This window comes from Stutzerimonas zhaodongensis, assembly GCF_003696365.1.
GTDB classification, from domain to species: Bacteria; Pseudomonadota; Gammaproteobacteria; order Pseudomonadales; family Pseudomonadaceae; genus Stutzerimonas; species Stutzerimonas zhaodongensis.
Map to the genome: position 1 here is coordinate 1,108,072 of NZ_RFFM01000002.1, position 20,239 is coordinate 1,128,310.

General features: G+C 58.4%; 21 protein-coding genes. 7 read left to right on the forward strand and 14 right to left on the reverse strand.

Annotation, left to right across the window (positions count from 1 at the left end):
- Positions 1-33 precede the first annotated feature (33 nt).
- The 3 genes from ileS to murJ all read right to left on the reverse strand — a co-directional run bounded on the left by ileS (position 34) and on the right by murJ (position 5,448).
- A complete protein-coding gene (ileS, locus tag EA797_RS13580; protein ID WP_122165983.1) occupies positions 34-2,865 on the reverse strand; it encodes an isoleucine--tRNA ligase in 2,832 nt (943 codons plus the stop codon).
- 1 nt (position 2,866) lies between these two features.
- The gene (gene ribF, locus EA797_RS13585) at positions 2,867-3,817 is read right to left on the reverse strand and encodes a bifunctional riboflavin kinase/FAD synthetase (RefSeq protein ID WP_122165985.1); all 951 of its coding nucleotides are present in this window, start codon (positions 3,815-3,817) and stop codon (positions 2,867-2,869) included.
- Positions 3,818-3,900: 83 nt separating this feature from the next.
- Positions 3,901-5,448 (reverse strand): murein biosynthesis integral membrane protein MurJ, encoded by a 1,548-nt coding sequence (murJ, locus tag EA797_RS13590; RefSeq protein WP_122165987.1) that lies wholly within the window; start codon positions 5,446-5,448, stop codon positions 3,901-3,903.
- Between the two features lie 215 nt (positions 5,449-5,663).
- Here murJ and rpsT point away from each other — a divergent pair, with 215 nt between their 5' ends.
- Positions 5,664-5,942, forward strand: a complete 279-nt coding sequence (gene rpsT / locus EA797_RS13595; protein WP_003281567.1) for a 30S ribosomal protein S20 — start codon at positions 5,664-5,666, stop codon at positions 5,940-5,942.
- Between the two features lie 106 nt (positions 5,943-6,048).
- Here the strand turns inward: rpsT and EA797_RS13600 are convergent, their stop codons facing one another.
- From EA797_RS13600 to rplU, 5 genes are all read right to left on the reverse strand, one after another.
- Positions 6,049-6,507 (reverse strand): CreA family protein, encoded by a 459-nt coding sequence (locus tag EA797_RS13600; RefSeq protein ID WP_122165989.1) that lies wholly within the window; start codon positions 6,505-6,507, stop codon positions 6,049-6,051.
- 8 nt (positions 6,508-6,515) lie between these two features.
- A complete protein-coding gene (gene proB, locus EA797_RS13605; protein WP_122165991.1) occupies positions 6,516-7,634 on the reverse strand; it encodes a glutamate 5-kinase in 1,119 nt (372 codons plus the stop codon).
- A gap of 101 nt (positions 7,635-7,735) precedes the next feature.
- Positions 7,736-8,953, reverse strand: a complete 1,218-nt coding sequence (cgtA, locus tag EA797_RS13610; protein WP_122165993.1) for an Obg family GTPase CgtA — start codon at positions 8,951-8,953, stop codon at positions 7,736-7,738.
- 163 nt (positions 8,954-9,116) lie between these two features.
- Positions 9,117-9,374 carry a 50S ribosomal protein L27 gene (gene rpmA / locus EA797_RS13615; RefSeq protein ID WP_025240448.1) on the reverse strand — a complete coding sequence of 86 codons (258 nt, stop codon included), beginning with the start codon at positions 9,372-9,374 and terminating at the stop codon, positions 9,117-9,119.
- Positions 9,375-9,409: 35 nt separating this feature from the next.
- Entirely contained in the window at positions 9,410-9,721 is a 312-nt protein-coding gene (rplU, locus tag EA797_RS13620) for a 50S ribosomal protein L21 (RefSeq protein ID WP_003302133.1), read from the reverse strand.
- Between the two features lie 248 nt (positions 9,722-9,969).
- On the opposite strand from rplU, the gene EA797_RS13625 reads away from it, so the two are divergent.
- Both EA797_RS13625 and EA797_RS13630 read left to right on the forward strand, forming a co-directional pair.
- Positions 9,970-10,938: a polyprenyl synthetase family protein gene (locus EA797_RS13625; protein WP_122165995.1), complete on the forward strand. Its 969-nt coding sequence runs from the start codon at positions 9,970-9,972 to the stop codon at positions 10,936-10,938.
- A 151-nt stretch (positions 10,939-11,089) separates the two neighbouring features.
- Positions 11,090-11,317 (forward strand): PA4570 family protein, encoded by a 228-nt coding sequence (locus EA797_RS13630; RefSeq protein WP_122165997.1) that lies wholly within the window; start codon positions 11,090-11,092, stop codon positions 11,315-11,317.
- 5 nt (positions 11,318-11,322) lie between these two features.
- Here the strand turns inward: EA797_RS13630 and bamJ are convergent, their stop codons facing one another.
- The 5 genes from bamJ to EA797_RS13655 form a co-directional block, all read right to left on the reverse strand.
- A complete protein-coding gene (gene bamJ, locus EA797_RS13635; RefSeq protein ID WP_122165999.1) occupies positions 11,323-11,940 on the reverse strand; it encodes a BamJ family beta-barrel-assembly machinery protein in 618 nt (205 codons plus the stop codon).
- Positions 11,941-12,035: 95 nt separating this feature from the next.
- Entirely contained in the window at positions 12,036-12,341 is a 306-nt protein-coding gene (locus EA797_RS13640) for a DUF6482 family protein (protein ID WP_122166001.1), read from the reverse strand.
- Positions 12,342-12,429: 88 nt separating this feature from the next.
- Entirely contained in the window at positions 12,430-12,918 is a 489-nt protein-coding gene (locus tag EA797_RS13645) for a TIGR00645 family protein (protein WP_122166003.1), read from the reverse strand.
- Between the two features lie 164 nt (positions 12,919-13,082).
- Positions 13,083-13,418, reverse strand: a complete 336-nt coding sequence (locus EA797_RS13650) for a PA4575 family protein (RefSeq protein WP_122166005.1) — start codon at positions 13,416-13,418, stop codon at positions 13,083-13,085.
- Positions 13,419-13,588: 170 nt separating this feature from the next.
- Entirely contained in the window at positions 13,589-16,033 is a 2,445-nt protein-coding gene (locus EA797_RS13655) for a Lon protease family protein (protein WP_122166007.1), read from the reverse strand.
- Between the two features lie 248 nt (positions 16,034-16,281).
- Between EA797_RS13655 and EA797_RS13660 the strand changes: the two genes are divergently transcribed.
- Complete coding sequence (locus EA797_RS13660; protein WP_122166009.1) at positions 16,282-17,313, forward strand: cytochrome-c peroxidase; 1,032 nt, start codon at positions 16,282-16,284, stop codon at positions 17,311-17,313.
- A gap of 123 nt (positions 17,314-17,436) precedes the next feature.
- Here EA797_RS13660 and EA797_RS22025 read toward each other — a convergent pair whose 3' ends face one another.
- Positions 17,437-17,676 (reverse strand): hypothetical protein, encoded by a 240-nt coding sequence (locus EA797_RS22025; RefSeq protein ID WP_244214122.1) that lies wholly within the window; start codon positions 17,674-17,676, stop codon positions 17,437-17,439.
- On the opposite strand from EA797_RS22025, the gene EA797_RS22030 reads away from it, so the two are divergent.
- From EA797_RS22030 to EA797_RS13675, 3 genes are all read left to right on the forward strand, one after another.
- On the forward strand, positions 17,590-17,778 hold the full coding sequence (locus EA797_RS22030) for a cupin domain-containing protein (protein ID WP_244214120.1): 189 nt from the start codon (positions 17,590-17,592) through the stop codon (positions 17,776-17,778). The genes EA797_RS22025 and EA797_RS22030 overlap by 87 nt on opposite strands.
- A gap of 169 nt (positions 17,779-17,947) precedes the next feature.
- Entirely contained in the window at positions 17,948-18,817 is an 870-nt protein-coding gene (locus EA797_RS13670; RefSeq protein ID WP_122166013.1) for a c-type cytochrome, read from the forward strand.
- A gap of 45 nt (positions 18,818-18,862) precedes the next feature.
- Positions 18,863-20,233, forward strand: coding sequence for a cbb3-type cytochrome c oxidase subunit I (locus EA797_RS13675; RefSeq protein ID WP_122166015.1), 1,371 nt, complete (start codon positions 18,863-18,865; stop codon positions 20,231-20,233).
- Positions 20,234-20,239 lie beyond the last annotated feature (6 nt).

The window sequence follows — 20,239 nt, forward strand, 5'->3', positions numbered from 1 at the left end:
ACGTTGCCACCTACGCCGGCATGGGCCCTGACGCTACGCATAATGGCGGACCTCACCAGCACCCTCGATGTTCTCGATGCAGCGTCCACAGATCTCGGCATGTGCGGCATGTGTGCCAACATCTGGAAGATGATGCCAGCATCGGCCGCACTTGGAGTGATCCGTTTTGCTGATTTTGAGCTTCAAGCCAGCCAGCTCGCTCTGCACGGCTTCAGTCGGTGCGCTGGCAAAAGGCGCCACCGTGACGGCAGAGGTAATCAGTACGAAGCGCAGCTCGTTACCCAGCTTGGACAGGTCGTTGACCAATGAGTCCTCGGCATACAGCACAACCTCGGCCTGCAAGTTGCCGCCGATTGTCTTGGCGGCCCGCTGGGCTTCTAGCTCCTTGTTGACCGCGGCCTTCACGGCCATTACCCGATCCCAGAATTCGCGACCCAACTCGATGTCGGACGGCAGTTCGGTGAGGCGTTCATACCAAGTGTTGAGCATCACCGATTCGTTGCGCTCGCCTGGCAGGTACTGCCATATCTCATCAGCGGTGAATGACAGGATAGGCGCGATCCAGCGCACCAGCGCTTCTGCAATGTGATACAGCGCGGTTTGGCAGGAGCGCCGGGGAAGGCTATCGGCACCGGTGGTGTACTGGCGATCCTTGATGATGTCCAAATAGAAGCCGCCCAACTCCTGCACGCAGAAGTTGTGCACCTTCTGGTAGACATTCCAGAACTTGTACGTGCTGTAGGCTTCTTCTATTTCCCGCTGCAACAACAGGGCACGGTCGATGGCCCAGCGGTCGAGTGCAATCATCTGATCGACCGGAACCTGATGCTGCTCGGGATCAAAACCGTCGAGGTTGGAGAGTAGAAAGCGCGCGGTATTGCGAATCCGCCGATAGGAGTCCGCACTGCGCTGGAGGATAACTTTGGAAACCGCCATCTCACCGGAGTAGTCGGTAGAGGCAACCCACAAGCGCAGGATATCGGCACCCAGAGTGTCGGTAACTTCCTGCGGCGCGACGACGTTGCCCAGCGATTTGGACATCTTGCGGCCGTTCTCATCGACCACGAAACCGTGCGTCAGCAGCCCTCTGTAAGGCGCGTGACCGTCAATGGCAGAACCAGTCAGCAGCGACGAATGGAACCAACCACGATGCTGATCGGAGCCTTCGAGATAGAGGTCTGCGCGCGGTCCGCTTTCATGACCCATAGGATGGGAGCCACGCATGACGTGCCAGTGGGTAGTGCCGGAGTCGAACCAGACGTCCAGAGTGTCACTGATCTTCTCGTACTGCGCCGCCTCGTCACCCAAGAGTTCGGCCGCGTCCAGCTTCGACCACGCCTCGATGCCGCCCTGCTCCACGCGCTGCGCAACGGCTTCCATCAAATCGACGGTGCGCGGGTGCAACTCGCCGCTTTCCTTATGCAGGAAGAACGGAATAGGTACGCCCCAGGTGCGCTGGCGCGAGATGCACCAATCAGGCCGTCCGGCGATCATGCCGTGCAGTCGCGCCTGGCCCCAGGCGGGTACGAACTCGGTCTGCTCGATGGCATCCAGCGCCCGGCGACGCAGTGAGCTGCCGTCATGGGCCACCTTGTCCATACCGACGAACCACTGTGCCGTCGCGCGGTAGATCAGCGGCGTCTTGTGCCGCCAGCAATGCATATAGCTGTGCTGGATCGACTCGTGTTTGAGCAGCGCACCCACTTCACGCGATTTCTCAACGATCGCTGGATTGGCCTTCCAGATGAACTGCCCGCCAAAGAAAGGCAAGTCAGATACATAGACCCCATGGCTCTGCACGGGACTGAGGATGTCATCATTTTCCATGCCGTACTGCTTACAGGACCGGAAGTCGTCCTCACCATACGCCGGGGCGGAGTGAACGATACCTGTGCCGGCACCGGTCTCGACATAATCTGCCAGATATACCGGTGCGAAACGCTCATAGAAAGGATGCCGGAAGCGGATAAGCTCCAACGCTCGGCCTTCGCAGCGAGCGATGATCTCACCCTGCAGTTCGTAGCGTTGCAGACATGACTCGACCAGTTCTTCGGCAAGCACCAAGAGCTGATTTCCAGTATCGACCAGGGCATAGACGAAGTCGGGATGGACGTTGAGCGCCTGGTTGGCTGGGATGGTCCAAGGCGTTGTGGTCCAGATGACGATGCTGGCCGGCTTGACCAACTCGGCGATGCCGAAAGCCGCAGCCAGTTTGTCGGCATCTTCGACCTGAAATGCCACATCGATAGCATCGGATTTCTTGTCCTGGTATTCGACCTCAGCTTCGGCCAGCGCCGAACCGCAGTCGAAGCACCAGTTCACCGGCTTCAAACCTTTGAAGACAAACCCACCTTCGACCATCTTGGACAGCGCCCGGATTTCTCCGGCTTCGTTGGCGAAATCCATGGTGCGGTAGGGGTTGTCCCACTCACCGAGCACACCAAGGCGGATGAAGTCGGCCTTCTGTCCTTCGATCTGCTCGGCGGCGTAGGTACGGCAGCGCTCGCGGGTCAGGTCAGCTGGCTGATTCTTGCCAAAGGTGATCTCGACCTTGTGCTCGATCGGCAGACCATGGCAATCCCAACCAGGCACATAAGGCGCATCGAAACCGGCCAATGTCTTGGAGCGAACGATGAAATCCTTTATGACCTTGTTCACCGCATGCCCGATGTGGATGCTGCCGTTGGCGTACGGCGGGCCGTCGTGCAGGACGAACTTCGGGCGACCCTCTCCGATCTGCCGCAGCTTTCCATAGAGGTCAATGCTGTCCCAGCGCTGCAGGATCTCCGGCTCGCGCTGTGGCAGACCGGCCTTCATCGGAAACGCCGTGGACGGCAGATTGAGGGTCGCTTTGTAATCGGTCATTTCAGTCCTGACTCGTGGTGAAGGGTGAAGCCCGCCAGTATTCGCGAGCCGCGGCGATATCCGCTTCAATCGCCGCCTTTAGTGCATCCAATGAGGCAAAGCGCTGCTCATCGCGCAGCTTGTGGTGAAAGGTCACGCGCAACTGACGACCATATAAATCGCCCTGGTAATTCAACAGATGCACTTCCAAGTGCGGATTGCCATCGCTTTCGACTGATGGGCGCATACCGATGTTGGCGACTGCCGGCTGCGTCTGCCCATCGACTTCAGTGCTGACCATGAACACGCCGCTGAGGGGCGTACTCTTGCGCTTCAATTGAATGTTAGCCGTCGGGGCGCCTAACTGGCGCCCCAGAGCCTGACCATGCATGACCCGACCAGAAATGCTGAAGGGCCGACCTAGCAGCTTTTCAGCCAGCGTCAGATCACCCTCTGCAAGTACCTGTCGCAGCCGAGTACTGCTCACTCGGTCGCCATCGACTTCAATCGTTGTTGCCGCCTCGACGGTAAAACCTTCGGTGACACCTGCCTTCATCAGGAAGTTGAAATCACCCGCTCGATCACAGCCGAAGCGGAAATCATCACCTACTTCCAGATGCTTGACGCCGAGCCCTTCGACCAGCGTTGCATGGACGAACTCCGAAGCGCTCAACTCGCGCAACCTGCGATTGAACGCCAGGCACAGCACCAGATCGACGCCCTGCTCATGGAGCAGATGCAGTTTTTCGCGTAGCCGGGTCAATCGCGCAGGTGCTTGGCTCGGCGCAAAATACTCTCGGGGCTGGGGTTCGAAGATCACTACGCAGCTCGGCAGCCCAAGCTCGGCCGCACGCTCACGAAGACGCGCCAGGATTGCCTGGTGGCCTCGGTGAACGCCGTCAAAATTGCCAATAGTGGCGACGCAACCCCGATGCCGGGGCCGCAGGTTATGAAGACCTCGAACCAGCTGCATACCGCACTTCTTGATTGAAAAGTCGTCGATTATACGCATGAGGCAGCAGCCGCGGACAGGTTTGCCATCCGCTTGAACCTCGATCAGTGACGAAGGTGGCGAGGTCGCAATCCGAGCAAAATCAGCGCTGCCGCAAAAGCGCCCAACCCCGCGAAAACCAGGATGGCGAGTTGCAACGCCCGCTCTTGCCAGCTCCATGCGAACCATTCGACCGACGGCGCGTTCAGCCACCAGACTATTGCCACCATCGCAGCGCAACCACCCGCCAGCCGCAGAAGAAACGCACTCCAGCCCGGCGCGAACTGGAAGACGCCAACGCGGTACAGCCCCCAGAACAGCAGTCCGGCGTTGAGCATCGATGACAGCGAAGTCGCCAGCGCAAGCCCGACGTGCTTGAGCGGCCAGATCAGAATCAGGTTCATCACCATGTTGGCGACCATGCAAATGATTGCAACCCGCACCGGCGTTTTCAAATCCTGGCGAGCGAAGAACCCCGGCGCCAACACCTTGATCAGCATGAACGCCAACACGCCTAACGAGTAGGCTTCGAGCGCATTGGCGGACTGAACGACCGCTTCCTCACTCATTGCTCCGTAGAAGAAAAGGCTGGCAATCAGCGGCTCGGCCAGAATCCCTAAAGCCAATGCTGCTGGAATACCAACCAGCAACACCATGCGCAGCGCCCAGTTCAGGGTATTGGAAAACGCCTTGGGGTCTTCACCGGCATGTTGACGGGACAGGCTGGGCAGTATGACCGTACCTATCGCAATACCAAAGGCACCAAGCGGCAATTCCGAAAGCCGATCGGCGTAGTACAGCCAGGACACGCTACCTGTCTGCAAAAACGAAGCGAGCACAGTGTCGAGCAGAAGATTGATCTGGCTGACGGACACGCCAAACAGCGCAGGCACCATCAGCATCATGATCCGCCGCACGCCCTCGTCGCCGAACTTCACACGCGGTCTTGGCAGCAACCCCAGCTTCGCCACATATGGGAGCTGAAAAGCCAACTGAGCGAAGCCGGCAATGAATACACCCCAGGCAAGCGCCATGATCGGCTGATCGAAATAAGGGGTCAGGAAAATCGCAGATGTGATCATGCAAACGTTGAGCAATACCGGGGTGAAGCCCGGAACCGCAAAATGCCCATACGTGTTAAGCACTCCAGACGTAAAGGCGGTAAGCGAGATCAGTAGTAGATAAGGAAACGTGATGCGCAGCAGCTCGCCGGCCAGCTGCATTTTTGCCGGATCATCATGAAAGCCTGGCGCAAACAGCATGACAACATAAGGAGAGGCCAGGACCCCAATGGCCGTGATCCCGGTGAGGATCAAACCAAGCATGCCAGCCGTCCGATCGACCAGCAGCTTGACCTCGAGCAGCGTTCGCTTGGTCCGATACTCAGACAAGACAGGGACGAAAGCCTGAGCGAAAGCTCCTTCGGCAAACAGGCGCCGTAGAAAATTGGGGATCTTGAACGCAATGAAAAATGCGTCCGCTGCCGCACCGGACCCGAAGTAGCTCGCCACCACCATATCGCGTACCATGCCCAGCACTCGCGACAGCAGTGTCATGACACTGACTACCGCGCTGGAACGCAACAAGCCACCTTTAGCGGATGTCTCGGACATTAGTTTTCCTAGAGTTGCTGCAGAAGTTCCGGCCGGGCCCAGGCCACCGGAGTAGACGGGCAATTACGACAGATAAAGAGGCCGCGAGTTTAGCGGCACCCCATCTGTCAGGCCAGCGTCATCAATCTACAAGCACGCTTGACAAGCCTTCGCCGCATCGGCATGATTCGCGGCCTTATTTGCTTTGTAATCCCACGTTTTCGAGGAGTTCGACGGTGGCCAACAGCCCTTCCGCCAAAAAACGCGCAATTCAGGCTGAGAAGCGTCGCAGCCACAACGCCAGCTTGCGCTCCATGGTTCGTACCTACATCAAGAATGTGGTCAAAGCCATTGATGCAAAAGATCTGGATAAAGCTCGTACTGCTTACACCGCAGCCGTGCCTGTAATCGACCGTATGGCCGACAAAGGCATCATCCACAAGAACAAAGCAGCTCGGCATAAAAGCCGCCTGAACGGCCACATCAAGGCCCTCGGCGAAGCTGCTGCAGCCTAAACTGCATGTTCTTGAAAAAAACCGGCCTAGGCCGGTTTTTTTTGTGCTCGCAATTCGGACATGCCAGGCGCTCCATCCAAAAAGCGAACGGCCAATCAGGCCAATTCTATGGTTGAACCCACGGCAGAATAGGGATCGCCGTAACGGCATTCTGTGGGCTACCTTCGATTACGCGATCACTGTAGACCAGGTATACGAGCGTATTTCGGGCCTCATCGAAGAAACGCACCACCTGCATGGTCTTGAAGACAAGTGACGTTCGCTCCTTGAAGACCACCTCTCCATCCTTGAGGTTCTTATCCATCCGGATAGGCCCGACCTGACGACAAGCGATCGAGGCCTCAGCACGATCTTCGGCCAACCCTAACCCACCTTTGATTCCGCCTGTTTTCGCCCGCGACAAGTAACAGGTTACACCGTCGACCTTCGGATCATCGAATGCCTCAACGGCAATCTTGTGATTAGGGCCAAGCCATTTGAAGACCGTATCAACCTCGCCCACCTCACGCGCCATGCCTACCGCAGGCAAAGCCAGCAATACCAACAGAGCCTTAGCCAAACGCATTGAGCACCTCATACCAGGATCATGTTGTCGCGATGGATGAGTTCGGGCTCATCGACATACCCGAGCAGCTTCTCGATCTCGTCCGAGGGATGGCCGAGGATCCGCTGGGTTTCAGCCACACTGTAATTGACCAGACCGCGCGCCACTTCCTGACCATCCGGACCGGCACACACCACCATCTCGCCACGGCGGAAACCACCTTGAGCCGCTTTAACACCGACCGGTAACAAGCTGCGATTACCCTGCTTCAGCGCGTGCACAGCTCCGGCATCGAGAGTTATGACCCCTCTCGTCTGCAGATGCCCGGCAAGCCACTGCTTACGAGCAGCGTGACGATTGCACTCTGGCGCTAACAAGGTCCCCAGCCTTTCCCCGGCCTTCAGTCGCGCCAGCACCTGCTCGATACGACCACCAGCGATAACCGTGTGCGCGCCCGAACGAGCGGCCAACCGCGCCGCGCGCAGCTTCGTCTGCATCCCACCACGCCCAAGAGCACCACCCGTGCCGCCCGCCACCAGGTCCAGCGATGGATCGTCGGCCCGCGCCTCACTGATGAGCTGTGCTTCTGGGTTGTTGCGCGGGTCCGCATCGAACATGCCGTCCCGGTCGGTAAGGATGACCAAAAGGTCAGCCTCTACAAGATTTGCGACCAGCGCAGCGAGGGTATCGTTGTCACCAAAGCGGATTTCGTCCGTCACTACCGTATCGTTTTCATTGATAACCGGCACGACACCCAGATCGATCAACGTACGAAGAGTACTGCGGGCATTGAGATAGCGCTTGCGATCCGAAAGATCATCATGCGTCACGAGTATCTGCGCCGTTTGCTGATCGCAGCGGGCGAAACTGGTTTCCCAGGCACGAATGAGCCCCATCTGCCCCACGGCCGCAGCAGCCTGCAGCTCGTGCACCGCCTTGGGTCGTGCAGACCAGCCAAGTCGACTCATGCCTGCCGCAACGGCACCCGATGACACCAGAACCAGCTCTACGCCAGCGTTTCTCAGGGAAACCATTTGGTCGACCCAGACTGCCATTGCCGTCTGATCAAGCCCTCGCCCATCAGCCGTCAATAGCGCACTGCCGATCTTTATCACCCAGCGCCGCGCGCCGCTCACCTTGTCCCGCATCGCTCCCGCCTTCTATTCAATATCCGGCCAAACTACCCGTGAGCTGAAGATCGCAGCTCGACGACCACCCGCACCCAGAAGCGCAACTAGCGAGCAACGATTTAGCGTACGTAGAAGATCTCTGCGCCACCTTCGTCGTCGTCATCATCATCGAAGTCGTCGTCATCAGCCTCAGCGGCCGCCTTGACGCCGGCACGACGCAGGGCACGCTGATCGTCAAGCTCCTGCAAGCGCGCACGCGCTTCGTCTTCGATCTGCTGATCGAGTTCAGCAAGCGCTTCGGCAAAGGCAGGCTCCTCACTTATACGCAAGGTGCGCTCATCCAGATAACGCATGATGGCCTGGCTCAGCTCTTCGGTACCCTCGCGCTCCAGCGCAGAGATAACGAACACCGGACCAGTCCACTCAAGACGCTCCACAACCTGACGAACGCGTTCCTCGCGATCCTCCTCGAGCAACTGATCAGCCTTGTTCAACACCAGCCAGCGATCACGCTGAGCCAGCGCCGGGCTGAATTTTTCGAGCTCACTGACGATCACTTCAGCTGCATCAGCCGGATCGCTCTCATCAAGCGGCGCCATATCCACAAGGTGCAGCAGCAGACGTGTGCGGGCCAAGTGCTTTAGAAACCGGATGCCAAGCCCCGCGCCTTCCGATGCACCCTCAATAAGACCGGGGATGTCGGCAATCACGAAGCTCTTGTAGCGACCCACACTCACCACGCCGAGGTTGGGCACCAGTGTGGTGAACGGGTAGTCGGCGACCTTAGGCTTGGCCGCTGAAACGGAGCGAATGAAGGTACTCTTACCGGCGTTCGGCAGGCCCAGCAGACCGACGTCAGCCAGAACTTTAAGCTCCAGCTTCAGATCGCGAGCGTCACCGGGCTTACCTGGAGTGGTTTGCCGCGGCGCACGGTTGGTGCTGGACTTGAACCGGGTATTACCCAGACCATGCCAGCCGCCCTGCGCCACCAACAGTCGCTGACCGGCCTTGGTCAGGTCGCCGATCACGTCCTGAGTCGCCGCATCGATTACGGTCGTACCTACCGGCACCGGCAGGACCAGATCGTCGCCTTTGGCACCGGTACATTCCGTGCTACCGCCCTTCTGCCCGTTGGGCGCATTGAAGCGGCGGGTATAGCGGTAATCAACGAGCGTATTGAGGTTCTCGTCAGCTTCCAGGTAAACGGAGCCGCCATCACCACCATCGCCGCCGTTGGGACCGCCCTTTTCGATGAACTTTTCGCGACGAAAACTCATCATGCCGTTACCGCCGTCGCCGGCTTTTACAAAAATCGATACTTCATCGACGAATTTCATGGGAACGCCTCCCGCCGCAAGGACGGGCTAAAAAACAGGAACATAAGGGTCTTGCAAAACCCGGCGATAATTAGAGCACAGCAGTGTTTTGCAAGAGCCCTACTGAGGATACAGAAACAAAAAAGCCCCGTCGCATGACAGGGCTTTTCCAGCTACGTCGCGATTAGGCTGCGACGACGCTCACGTAGCGACGGCCAAAAGCGCCTTTCACTTCGAACTTGATCACGCCTTCCACTTTCGCGAACAGGGTGTGATCCTTACCCATGCCAACGCCGTAACCGGCATGGAACTGGGTGCCGCGCTGACGCACGATGATGTTGCCGGCCTTGATGACCTGGCCGCCGTACATCTTCACGCCAAGACGTTTGGCTTCTGAGTCGCGACCGTTGCGGGTAGAACCGCCAGCTTTTTTGTGTGCCATGAGTTCAATACTCCTATAAGGGGATTCAGGCCCGATTAGCCCTGAATGCCGGTGATTTTGACCTCAGTGAACCACTGACGGTGGCCCTGACGCTTCATGTGGTGCTTACGACGGCGGAATTTGATGATGGTGACCTTGTCATGACGGCCCTGAGCGATCACTTCAGCAGTGACCTTGGCACCATCGACCACCGGAGCGCCGATCTTTACATCATCGCCGTTGCCAATCAGCAGAACGCGGTCAAAGGTGACAGCTTCGCCAGTGGCAACTTCGAGTTTTTCAATCTTGAGGTATTCGCCTTCGGCGACCTTGTATTGCTTGCCGCCGGTAACGATAACTGCGTACATCTGTGTATCTCCGTTGATCCTGCTCACCCAGCGCTTAAGTGAAATAGTTGGAGGCTGGCATGGCTGCTCGGGGCCGGATAGGACGCCCTTGCAATTGCGTAAGGCAGGGAAATGCCCAGGGGGAAAGTTCAGGGTCCGCGATTGTACGCATCCACCCGACCCGGCGCAATAGCCGCCGGGCCTTGCCTTGACACTGCATGACCCGACCCATAGCATGCCGCGCAATCTCCGAGGAGTACTCGTCCCCGATGCAACCCCAGGCCTTTTACCAAGTAGTGGCTGAAGATTTCGCCGCTGTTGACGGCATTATCCGCAACCAGTTGACGTCCCGCGTACCGCTGGTGGAAAAGATCGGGGACTACATTACCTCGGCTGGCGGCAAGCGCCTGCGACCTCTGCTCGTTCTGCTCAGCGGAAATGCGCTGGGACTCAAAGGTGAGCAGTTGCGCCTGCTCGCCGCCATCATCGAATTCCTGCATACCTCGACCCTGCTTCACGATGACGTGGTCGACATGTCCGGCATGCGTCGCGGTCGCTCCACGGCCAACGCCCTTTGGGGCAACGCTCCCAGCGTGCTGGTTGGCGACTTTCTTTACGCACGCTCGTTCGAAATGATGGTGGACCTGGATTCGATGCCAGTCATGCGCATCATTTCCCAAGCAACTCGAGTGATCGCTGAAGGCGAAGTGCTCCAACTGTCGAAGGTACGAGACGCCAGCACAACCGAAGAAATCTATATGGAAGTTATCCGTGGCAAGACGGCCATGCTCTTCGAGGCGTCTACCCACAGCGCTGCCACCCTGGCAGGTGCCAACGACGACCAACGCGAAGCGCTGCGTAACTTCGGAGATTACCTGGGCATAGCCTTCCAGCTGGTTGACGACCTGCTCGATTATCAGGGCGATGCGGAAACACTGGGTAAGAATGTCGGCGACGACCTCGCAGAAGGCAAGCCGACACTGCCGCTGATCTACACCATGCGTGAAGGTACGGCAGAGCAAGCCGCGCTGGTGCGTCAGGCGATCCAGAAAGGCGGAATAGAGGATCTCGAGAAAATTCGCACGGCTGTAGAAGCATGCGGTGCGCTGGAATATACCGCTCGCATGGCGCGCGACTATGCCGATCGTGCGATTGCCTGTCTCGAACACATCCCGGCCAGTCCCTATCGCGATGCGCTGGTTGAACTGAGCCGTTTCGCTGTAGCCCGCACTCACTAAGTTCAAGCCAATAAGGGCGACGCTGCGCGCCCTCCTCCTCACACCTCCACATGTGCCTGCAAGATCGCCGCTGATCCGTTGCAAGAATCTTTGCGCTTGCATGTTTGCGAATAGCAATTATTCTCATTAAGGAAATCAACTGGAGGTGCACATGACTTATCTGATCGATGCCTGGCTGGATCGGCCGCAGCCATACTTGCGGATACTCGACCGTAATACCGGAGCGGTATGCATCTCACTGGATGGTGACGCTCTTGACGAATTACGAGACCTGGGCGACCTGGATCTGCATGAGTTGAGTACCAGCGAACCCTGTGTACTCAAGGAACAGGTACGCAACCTGTTCCTTTTCTCTTATGCCCGGGCGTTGCGCCCGTAGCTCGATCAGAGAACGGCGAGCAGCTCGACGTCAAAGACCAGCACGCTGTGTGGAGGAATACTGCCAACACCCTGCGCCCCGTAGGCCAGCTCGCTTGGGACATAAAGACGCCATTTGCTGCCTACGCCCATGAGCTGCAGCGCCTCGGTCCATCCGGCAATCACGCCCCCAACCGGGAACTCGGCGGGCTGGCCACGCTGGTAGGAGCTATCGAAGACGGTGCCATCGATCAAAGTGCCGTGGTAGTGCGTGCGGACCTGGTCGTCAGCGGTCGGCTTGGCGCCTTCGCCAGAAGCGAGAACCTCATACTGCAGGCCTGATGGCAATGTAGTGACGCCTTCACGCTTTGCGTTGTCGGCCAGGAAGGCTTTGCCCTCGCCTGCAGCCGCTTCGGCTTTGCGCTGCGCCTCGGTCTGCATGCGCTCACGGATGACAGCAAAACTGGCGTTCAGATGCTCCGGGCTAACCCGACTTTCAGCACCAGCGAACGCATCACGAATGCCGGCAATGACCGCATCAAGGCTGATACCCGGTGGCGGATTCTCACGCAATTGATCACCCAACTGGCGGCCGATACCGTAACTCACGCGTGTTTCGTCGGTTGAAAGATTCAGATCGGTCATGCATCGGCTCCGCTGGAAAAAAGGGCGGACAGCCTAGCACAGCAATAACGGACTGACCGACTCACGCCGCAGCCGTCCTTCGATCCAGGCACGCGCTACCAGGCGGAGCGCAGGCTGATCGGCACGCGCAACGGCTCACGAATGCCCCTTGGAAGACCACACATCTCGTCGTAAGCCGAGCTATGTACAAGATAAAAAGGAACGATCGGCATTTCGCTGAGCAGATCGCGGGCATGCTCAACGGAGCGCAAGTGGAAGACCTTACTGCGCTCATCGCGTAGCAGATGGGTTTCGCCACTGGAGCGGACGCTCAATAGGTAGAAGCCGCCCTCGATAGAAATCAGGTCAAGTGCCTCGACTCGCTGCGCCTGGACATTTTCCAGCAGTGTCTGCAGATTCATGACGGCCACTCCTGTACAAATAACATTAGCTTGTACAACAGCGAAAACGCGATCACAACCTGCAATTTGGTCTAGCGCATATGGAGTTTCAATGCTTGGTCAGCTTGTCCAGGTAGCCCATGGCGAACGCTGAAAAGACGAACGTAAGGTGAATGATCACATACCACATCAACTGTTCGCTCTCGAGCTGCTGGGCATCCATGAACATGCGCAGAAGATGAATCGAAGAGATCGCGACGATGGATGCAGCGACTTTCATCTTGAGCGAGCCGGAATCCATCTTACCCAGCCAGTCCAGCTTTTCCTTGCCCTCATCTACGTTCAGTTGTGATACGAAGTTCTCGTACCCTGACAGCATGACCATTACCAGCAGGCCGCCCACAAGCGCCATGTCGATCAATGACAGCAATTTGAGGATGAGGTCGGCCTCGCTGAGCGAAAGGATGGCCGGAAGGATGTGCCAGATCTCTTGAAAGAATTTGATGGCAAGCGCCAAGAGCGCGAATGCCAGACCAAAGTAGATAGGCGCCAGCAGCCAACGGGCGGCGTACATGGTGTTTTCGATCAAGCGTTCCATCTGTTCTCACTAAAGGGGCAGAAAACCGGCATGCGAGTATACGCAGCGCTACGAGGTCTTCAATAAGGCACGCTCGCAGAGTCGTTCGAGCTGTGGATAACACTCGCAACAGTCGGCCCTGACTTCAGTAAATCAGCACTCCGCACTGGCTATAACTATGGCAATTACGGGTTGGCACCCCAGCCAGTCAGATAGCGGGCCTGGTTTGCATTCACCTTGCGCAGCTCAGCTTGCATATGAAGCTGCCAGATCGAAGGTGAGTCGGATTGAGCGTAACCCTGGCCAAAGAGATTGTCGGCGATAGCTTTGAGGACTTTCTCAGCCTCGCGAGGCCCGTGGAATGGGCCTTGCGCCTTGATTGCCGTAGGTTGGCCGTCGGAGAGACCCGCAGCGCATAACAGAGTCCACAACCCGTTACCGCCGGACAGCGGCCGGATGATGCACTCGATACGGGTGACCAGGCCAAGGCATTGGCGATTCAGACACAGAGTTTGCTGCATGTTGGCGATCCTCGCGCTCAGTTGCGACCGCCATCCTGGCGAATGGGCGGGTCAACCCGTTTACCCACAAGCTTGTGGATAACCATGTGGATAGAGAGTTGAACTCTCTTCCATTGCAGACCCGCGACATGCCGTATCGTTCCGTCCGTTAGCAACCAGTTGCCTGTCCGCTACTGAGCGGTGCCACCCTGCGCCGCTGCCAACACCTCTTCGGGTGAAGCCGCATCACTTTTGTGATCATCCTCCAGTTCGATCTCGGCGATATCGCGCAAGCGCTCGACCACTCGGGCGTTAACGCTGCCTTTCGGGAACTGGCCATCCTTGTCTGCAGCGCCCACCGGCTCACCCACCAGAAGCGAGAGCGCCTCGTCGACATGGCGCACGGCATAGATGTGGAAGCGCTCCTGCCGCACCGCCTCAAGCACGCGGTCATCGAGCATCAAGGTGGCGACGTTCGCGAACGGAATGATCGCCCCTTGATCTCCGGTCAAACCACGCGCCTCGCAAAGCCGGAAGAAGCCCTCGATCTTTTCGTTGACACCTCCGACTGCCTGCACCTCACCGAACTGGTTGATCGAGCCGGTGATCGCGAAGCACTGCTTGAGAGGTGTACGGGAAATCGCAGAGATCAACGCGCAGCATTCGCCCAGCGAGGCACTGTCGCCGTCGACGTAACCGTAGGACTGCTCCAACGCAATGCTGGCCGAAATTTCCAGCGGGAATTCCTGCGCATAGCGACTGCCGAGAAAACCGGTCAGGATCATCACACCCTTGGAGTGAATGGGCTGCCCCAGGTTGACCTCGCGCTCGATGTCGACGATGCCCGAGCCGCCGGGGTAGACGGTTGCGGAAATCCGTGCCGGCATACCGAACGCCGAATCGCCCACTTCCAGAACGGTCAGGCCGTTGCACTTGCCAATGGCAGCGCCTTCGCTATCGATCAGAATAACGCCGGCAAGAATGTCTTCGAGGATGCGGGCCGAGACTCGCCCCGTGCGCGTGGCCTTGGCCTTCAACGCGCGCTCGATGTGGCCGACATCCGTTACTTCGTCCTTGGCCAGCTGACGAATGAAGTCCGCCTCGCTGACCAGCTGGAACAGGTCACCGATTCGCGCTGACAGACGTCCCTGATGCTCGGCGAGGCGAGCACTGTAGGTCGCCAGCCGCGCCACCGCCGCAGCGGTGAGCGGCGCCATGCCCTCCTCCGAGGTACGCGTCTTCATCAGTTGCGCGAATTGCTCGAGGCTGTCCTCAGCCAGCGGGATGTCCTCGTCGAAATCCACCAGGACGCGGAACATCTCCTGAAAGTCCGGATCGAGGTCCTGCAGGGTGTAATAGAGCTGGCGTGAACCGATGATTACCACCTTCACGTTCAGCGGAATGACGGCAGGATTCAAGGTCACCGTTGCCAGACGGCCGAGTTCGGCCAATGGCGATTCCATCTTCAGCTTGCGCGACTGCAGCGCGCGCTTGAGCGCTTCCCACACGAAGGGCTCGCTGAGCATCTTCTCCGCTTCGAGCATCAGAAATCCGCCATTGGCACGATGCAAAGCACCCGGACGCAACTGGCGATAACTGGTGTAGAGCGCTCCCTGGTCGGTGCTGTACTCAATACGGCCGAACAGGTTGTCGTAGGTCGGATGCGGCTCGAAGACCACAGGCGCGCCGCCATCGAGCGGATGGCCGACCACAAGGCTTGGGCTGTACTGTTCTTCGAGGAGCTGGCGGGTTTGGGCGTCGGGACGGTTTTCGTCCACCAGCTGTTCCACCACGGTTTTCAGCAGATTCACCTGCACCGCCTGCAGGTAGGCCTCGATGCCCGCGTTCTCGGCGTACTTCTCCGACAGCGGTGCCAACAGAGGTTGCAGCGCCTGGCTGATGGTCTCGTCGTTGAGCTGACGCAGCTGATTGCTCGACTCGCGCTTCCACTGCGGCAGGCTGGCAAGCCCTTCGTTCAGGTGGACTTCCAGCGCGGAGATGTCTTCGTGATAACGCTCACGCTCCGCTTCTGGCAGCTGGGCGAACTCCGCCTCGTCCATCGACTTACCATCCTTCATTGGTGTGAAGGCGATGTTGCTGCTGTCGCGGTAAAGGGCGATTTCCTTTTCCAGCGCCAGTTTTTCGATGACATCCAGCGCCTTGTCGTAACGCTGGTTGAATGCGCGGTCGATGGCGCTCTTCTTCTGCTGGAAGCTAGGGTGCTCGAAAACCGCCGGAAAGGTTGCCATCAGGTTGTCGATCAGCTGACCGATATCGGCAATGAACTCGGCCGCTCCGCCCTCAGGCAGCTCCACCACACGTGGCTCACGCGGCTCATCGAAATTGTTTACGTAAAGCCAGTCCGAGGGCGTATCCAGGCGCTTGCCCTCGGCCCTTAGATAACGTCGCACGAATGAAAACCGCCCGGTACCCGGCTCGCCCATCACATAAACGTTGTAACCAGGACGCGGCATTGCCACGCCAAACTGCAATGCCTCAACTGCTCGCTCCTGCCCGAGCACGCCAAGGAAGGGCTCCAGCTCATCGGTGGTTTTGAAGGCGAACTGGCTGGGTTCGAAGGGACGGGTCAGCGCATCGGGCGCCAGGCGCAGGCCGGCAGCGACAGTTTCGGGCATTTGAAATCCTTGCTGGAGTGGCCGATTGGCCACGATTGATGCCGCCATTCTGGCGATGCCCATGCGCGGCTGCAAGGCCAGGCCAATGGCCCACCGCGGTTGCGCCCGCTGCCTGCCGCTCACAAAGGGACAGCGGCAAAGGTGCGACATCCCTGCCTACCGCCCCAGACCACTGCCTTGATTCAAATCAACTCCTTCAAGCCGTGAAAGCGCTTTCTTGGGTCGCCAACATAAAAAAGGATTCCGTGATGCGCCCTTCTCTTTCCGTCCTGATCAGCGGACTGATGCTGATGACCCAAGTGGCAGCTGCCGATGACTTGCGTGACCGCGCCAATGCCATATTCAAGCCGATCCCCGACAAGGTCACCGAAGTCCGAGGTAAAGCCGTCAGCGCCGAGCAAGCGCAATTAGGGCATAAGCTCTGGTTCGATCCCCGGCTGTCGCGCAGTCATGTCATCAGTTGCAACACCTGCCACAACCTCAGCCTGGGAGGCGGTGACAACGTCACGACCTCGATCGGCCATGGCTGGCAGAAAGGCCCGCGCAACTCGCCCACGGTGTTGAACGCGGTATTCAACGCTGCGCAATTCTGGGACGGCCGCGCTGAAGACCTGCAGGCTCAAGCGAAGGGACCGGTGCAAGCGGGTGTTGAAATGAACAACACGCCGGAGCGCGTCGTCGCTACGCTAAAAAGCATCCCGGAATACGCCAGCGAGTTCAAAAAAGCCTTTCCTGGCGAACAGGATCCAGTCAGCTTCGACAACATGGCCTATGCCCTCGAGGCTTTCGAGGTCAGTCTGACCACCCCTGATTCGCCATTCGACCGCTATCTCAAAGGTGACGACAAGGCGCTCGACGCCAAGCAGAAAGAGGGTCTGGCCCTTTTCATGGATACCGGCTGCTCCGCCTGCCACAGCGGCGTTAACGTTGGCGGCCAGGGCTATTTCCCGTTCGGGGTAATCAAGAAGCCGGGCGCCGAGATTCTGCCTAGTGGGGATAAGGGGCGCTTCACCGTGACCAATACAGCTTCGGATGAATACGTGTTCCGCGCAGCACCACTGCGCAACGTAGCGCTGACGCCCCCCTACTTTCACAGCGGCGAGGTCTGGGACCTGGAACAAGCCGTCGCAATCATGGGAGACAGTCAGCTTGGGCGCACCCTCAAGGAAGATGAGGCCGGTGCAATCGCAGCCTTCTTGCGCAGCCTAACGGGCAGGCAACCGCAGGTGACCTATCCGGTACTACCCGCCAGCACACCCGACACCCCTCGGCCTGAATAAGCTTGACGTCCAGCCTGCGGCCTTAGGCCGCGGGTTTGAGCCTCGACGCTCATACCCTCCTGAACTAGCCTCCGGTTACATGCACCAAAATGGTGAACACCGATGGCTTTGCATCACGCTCGATCAGGGGAAGTAGTCAACGTCCTCACTCACTCGGAACTGCCCGCGGTTCAATCGCAGGCCATCGTCAGCACACCCGATCTCGAAGTCATGCGGCTGTGCATGCCCGAGGGCAAGCAGGTCCCGCCCCACGCCGTTGCTGGCGCCATCACGCTGTTGTGCTTGCAAGGCGAGGTAGAAGTTCAGGCGCATGGCGCCTGGCACACCCTGCAGGTGAACGATCACCTGTATCTCGATCGCCATGTAGAACATGCCCTGAGGGCACTCTCAGACGCCGTGGTACTGGTGAACATCCAGCGCCGGATTGAAACCAGAGCGGACGCAAACCAGACAAGCACTAACTAACGGCAGCCGTGCAGCGATGCGTCGGTCAACGAAAGGAGCACAGCTTTGGTGAAGTTCTTACGAGTTCTCAGTTTTGTGGTGTTGGCGCTGATGGCTACCGCGGTCATCTACGCCGGCGTCATGGGTATCGTCCACTGGGCCGGTATCGGCGTTTGAGCGGAGCCTCAAGATGAATAAAAGACAAACCCGGTTGTTCGCCATTGGCTCGACATTGGTAGCGTCATTGGTATTCATCGGCCTGACGATCGACAGCCACAGGCAGTTCCCCAAGTTGACCAACGCCGAAAACATCACTCCGGCCGTCACTCGCGGTAATGATGTATGGCACGCCAACAACTGTATCAACTGCCACACGCTGTTTGGTGAAGGTGCCTACTACGCACCCGACCTGACAAAGATCACCCAGCTTCGCGGCGCACCCTATCTCAAGGCGTTCTTGCAGGACCCGGAACGTTTTTATGACGAGCAGCGCCATCGCCGGCTGATGCCCAACCCCGACCTCAAAGATGAAGAGATCGATGATCTAATTGCTTTCTTCGACTGGGTTGCGAACGTCGACAATCAGGGCTGGCCACCTCGACCGATTCTCGTAACGGGATCGTCCATTCCCGGCACCAGCCTGACCATTGCACAGCAGGACGCTTCCGGGCCAGGCAGAACCCAAGAGCAGATGCCGCCTGGTGCTCGCCCAGTCACCGGCGACGAGGACCCCATCGCACTTGGCGAGGCGCTCTTCCGCACGGCTAGCCCTGCCTGTAACGCCTGCCACTCGATAGCGCCCGGTGTGAACATGGCCGGGCCGACGCTGGCGGACTTGGTGACTCGAGCGCAGCAGACCATCGCCTCACCTGAGTATCAGGGCGAGGCCGAAACGGTAGAAGACTTCATCCGCGAATCAATCGTGGCGCCAAGCGCCTACCTGCACCCCGGCGATATGTACTCGGCCGGCGGTGTGTCCTTCATGCCCACCAGTTACGGCGAATCGCTGACCGACGAGCAGATCGATCAGCTGGTGCAGTACCTGGCGTCTTTCAAATGAGCGCGGTGCCAAAGGCCCGCCGGACGAACATGCAGGGGTTCAGCCATGCGCTATAAATCACAATCGGTCGCCTACTGGTACTTCGCCGTGGCGATGGTGCTTTTCGGACTGCAGTTGGTGTTCGGCCTGCTGTCCGCCACCAAATACCTGGGCCCGGATCCATTGCTGAACATCCTGCCGTTCGATGTCACCAAGGTGATCCACACCAACCTGCTGATCGTCTGGGTGCTGACCGGCTTCATGGGAGCCACCTATTGGATGGTGCCGGATGAATCGCGTACCGAACTGCACAGCACCAAGCTCGCCTACATCCAGCTGGGCCTTTGGACAGCCATGGGCGTCACCGCAGTCATCGGTTACCTGTTCGGCTATGGCACAGGTAACAAGCTGCTGGAGCAGCCACTGCCACACAAGATCGTCATCGTCATATGCATGCTGATCTTTCTCTACAACATCGGTATGACCATCAAGAAATCCGGCCGCTTCACCACCACAGAAGGCGTGCTGCTGCTCGGTCTGGTCAGCTCCGCCGTGCTGTTCTTCCCCGCCCTGCTGCACTACGAGAATTACACCGTCTCCATCTTCTATCGTTGGTGGACCATTCATCTGTGGGTGGAAGGCGTATGGATGATGATCATGGGCGCCTTCCTTGCGTATCTGCTCATTCGACTGTCTGGAGCAGACCGTGAGGTGCTGGAGAAATGGCTTTACGTCATCGTCGGCCTGGTCTTCATTGCCGGCATTCTCGGCACCGCGCACCACTATTACTGGGTCGGCGTGCCGCATTACTGGCTGCCCATCGGCGGCTTCTTCAGCGCGCTTGAGCCGTTGGCAATCATCGGTATGGCCATGTATGCCTACAGCGCCATGCGCCGCTCGGGGATGGCACACCCCAACTCCCTGGCACTGCACTGGACACTCGGCAGCACCATCTTCACGCTGTTCGGCGCAGGCTTGCTGGGGCTGGCACATACCTGGCCGAGCATCAACAAGTGGACCCATGGCACGCTTATCACAGCCATGCACGGGCACGCCGCTTTCTATGGCGCCTACGCCATGATCGTGCTGGCGATGATCACCTATGCGCTGCCATCACTGACCAACAAGCGTCCTGAGCAAGGCACCACCATTGGCTACTGGGCGTTCTGGTTGCAGCTGGCCGGCATGTTCGGCATGACCCTTTCATTCGCCACGGCAGGAATCGGCCAGGTCTATCTGGAACGGATCATGGGCATGGGCTATCTGGATGCTCAATTGAAGATCCAGATTCACTTCGTGATGCTGATCTCCACTGCCTGTATCTTCTCCCTCGGCGTCGGCTTGTTCATCTACGATTTCTTTAGCTATCGACCGCGTTTCGAGGTCGATGCAAACGAAGCGATGGAAACCAACTTCGCCGCAGAGCGGGCAGTCTGAGGTGGG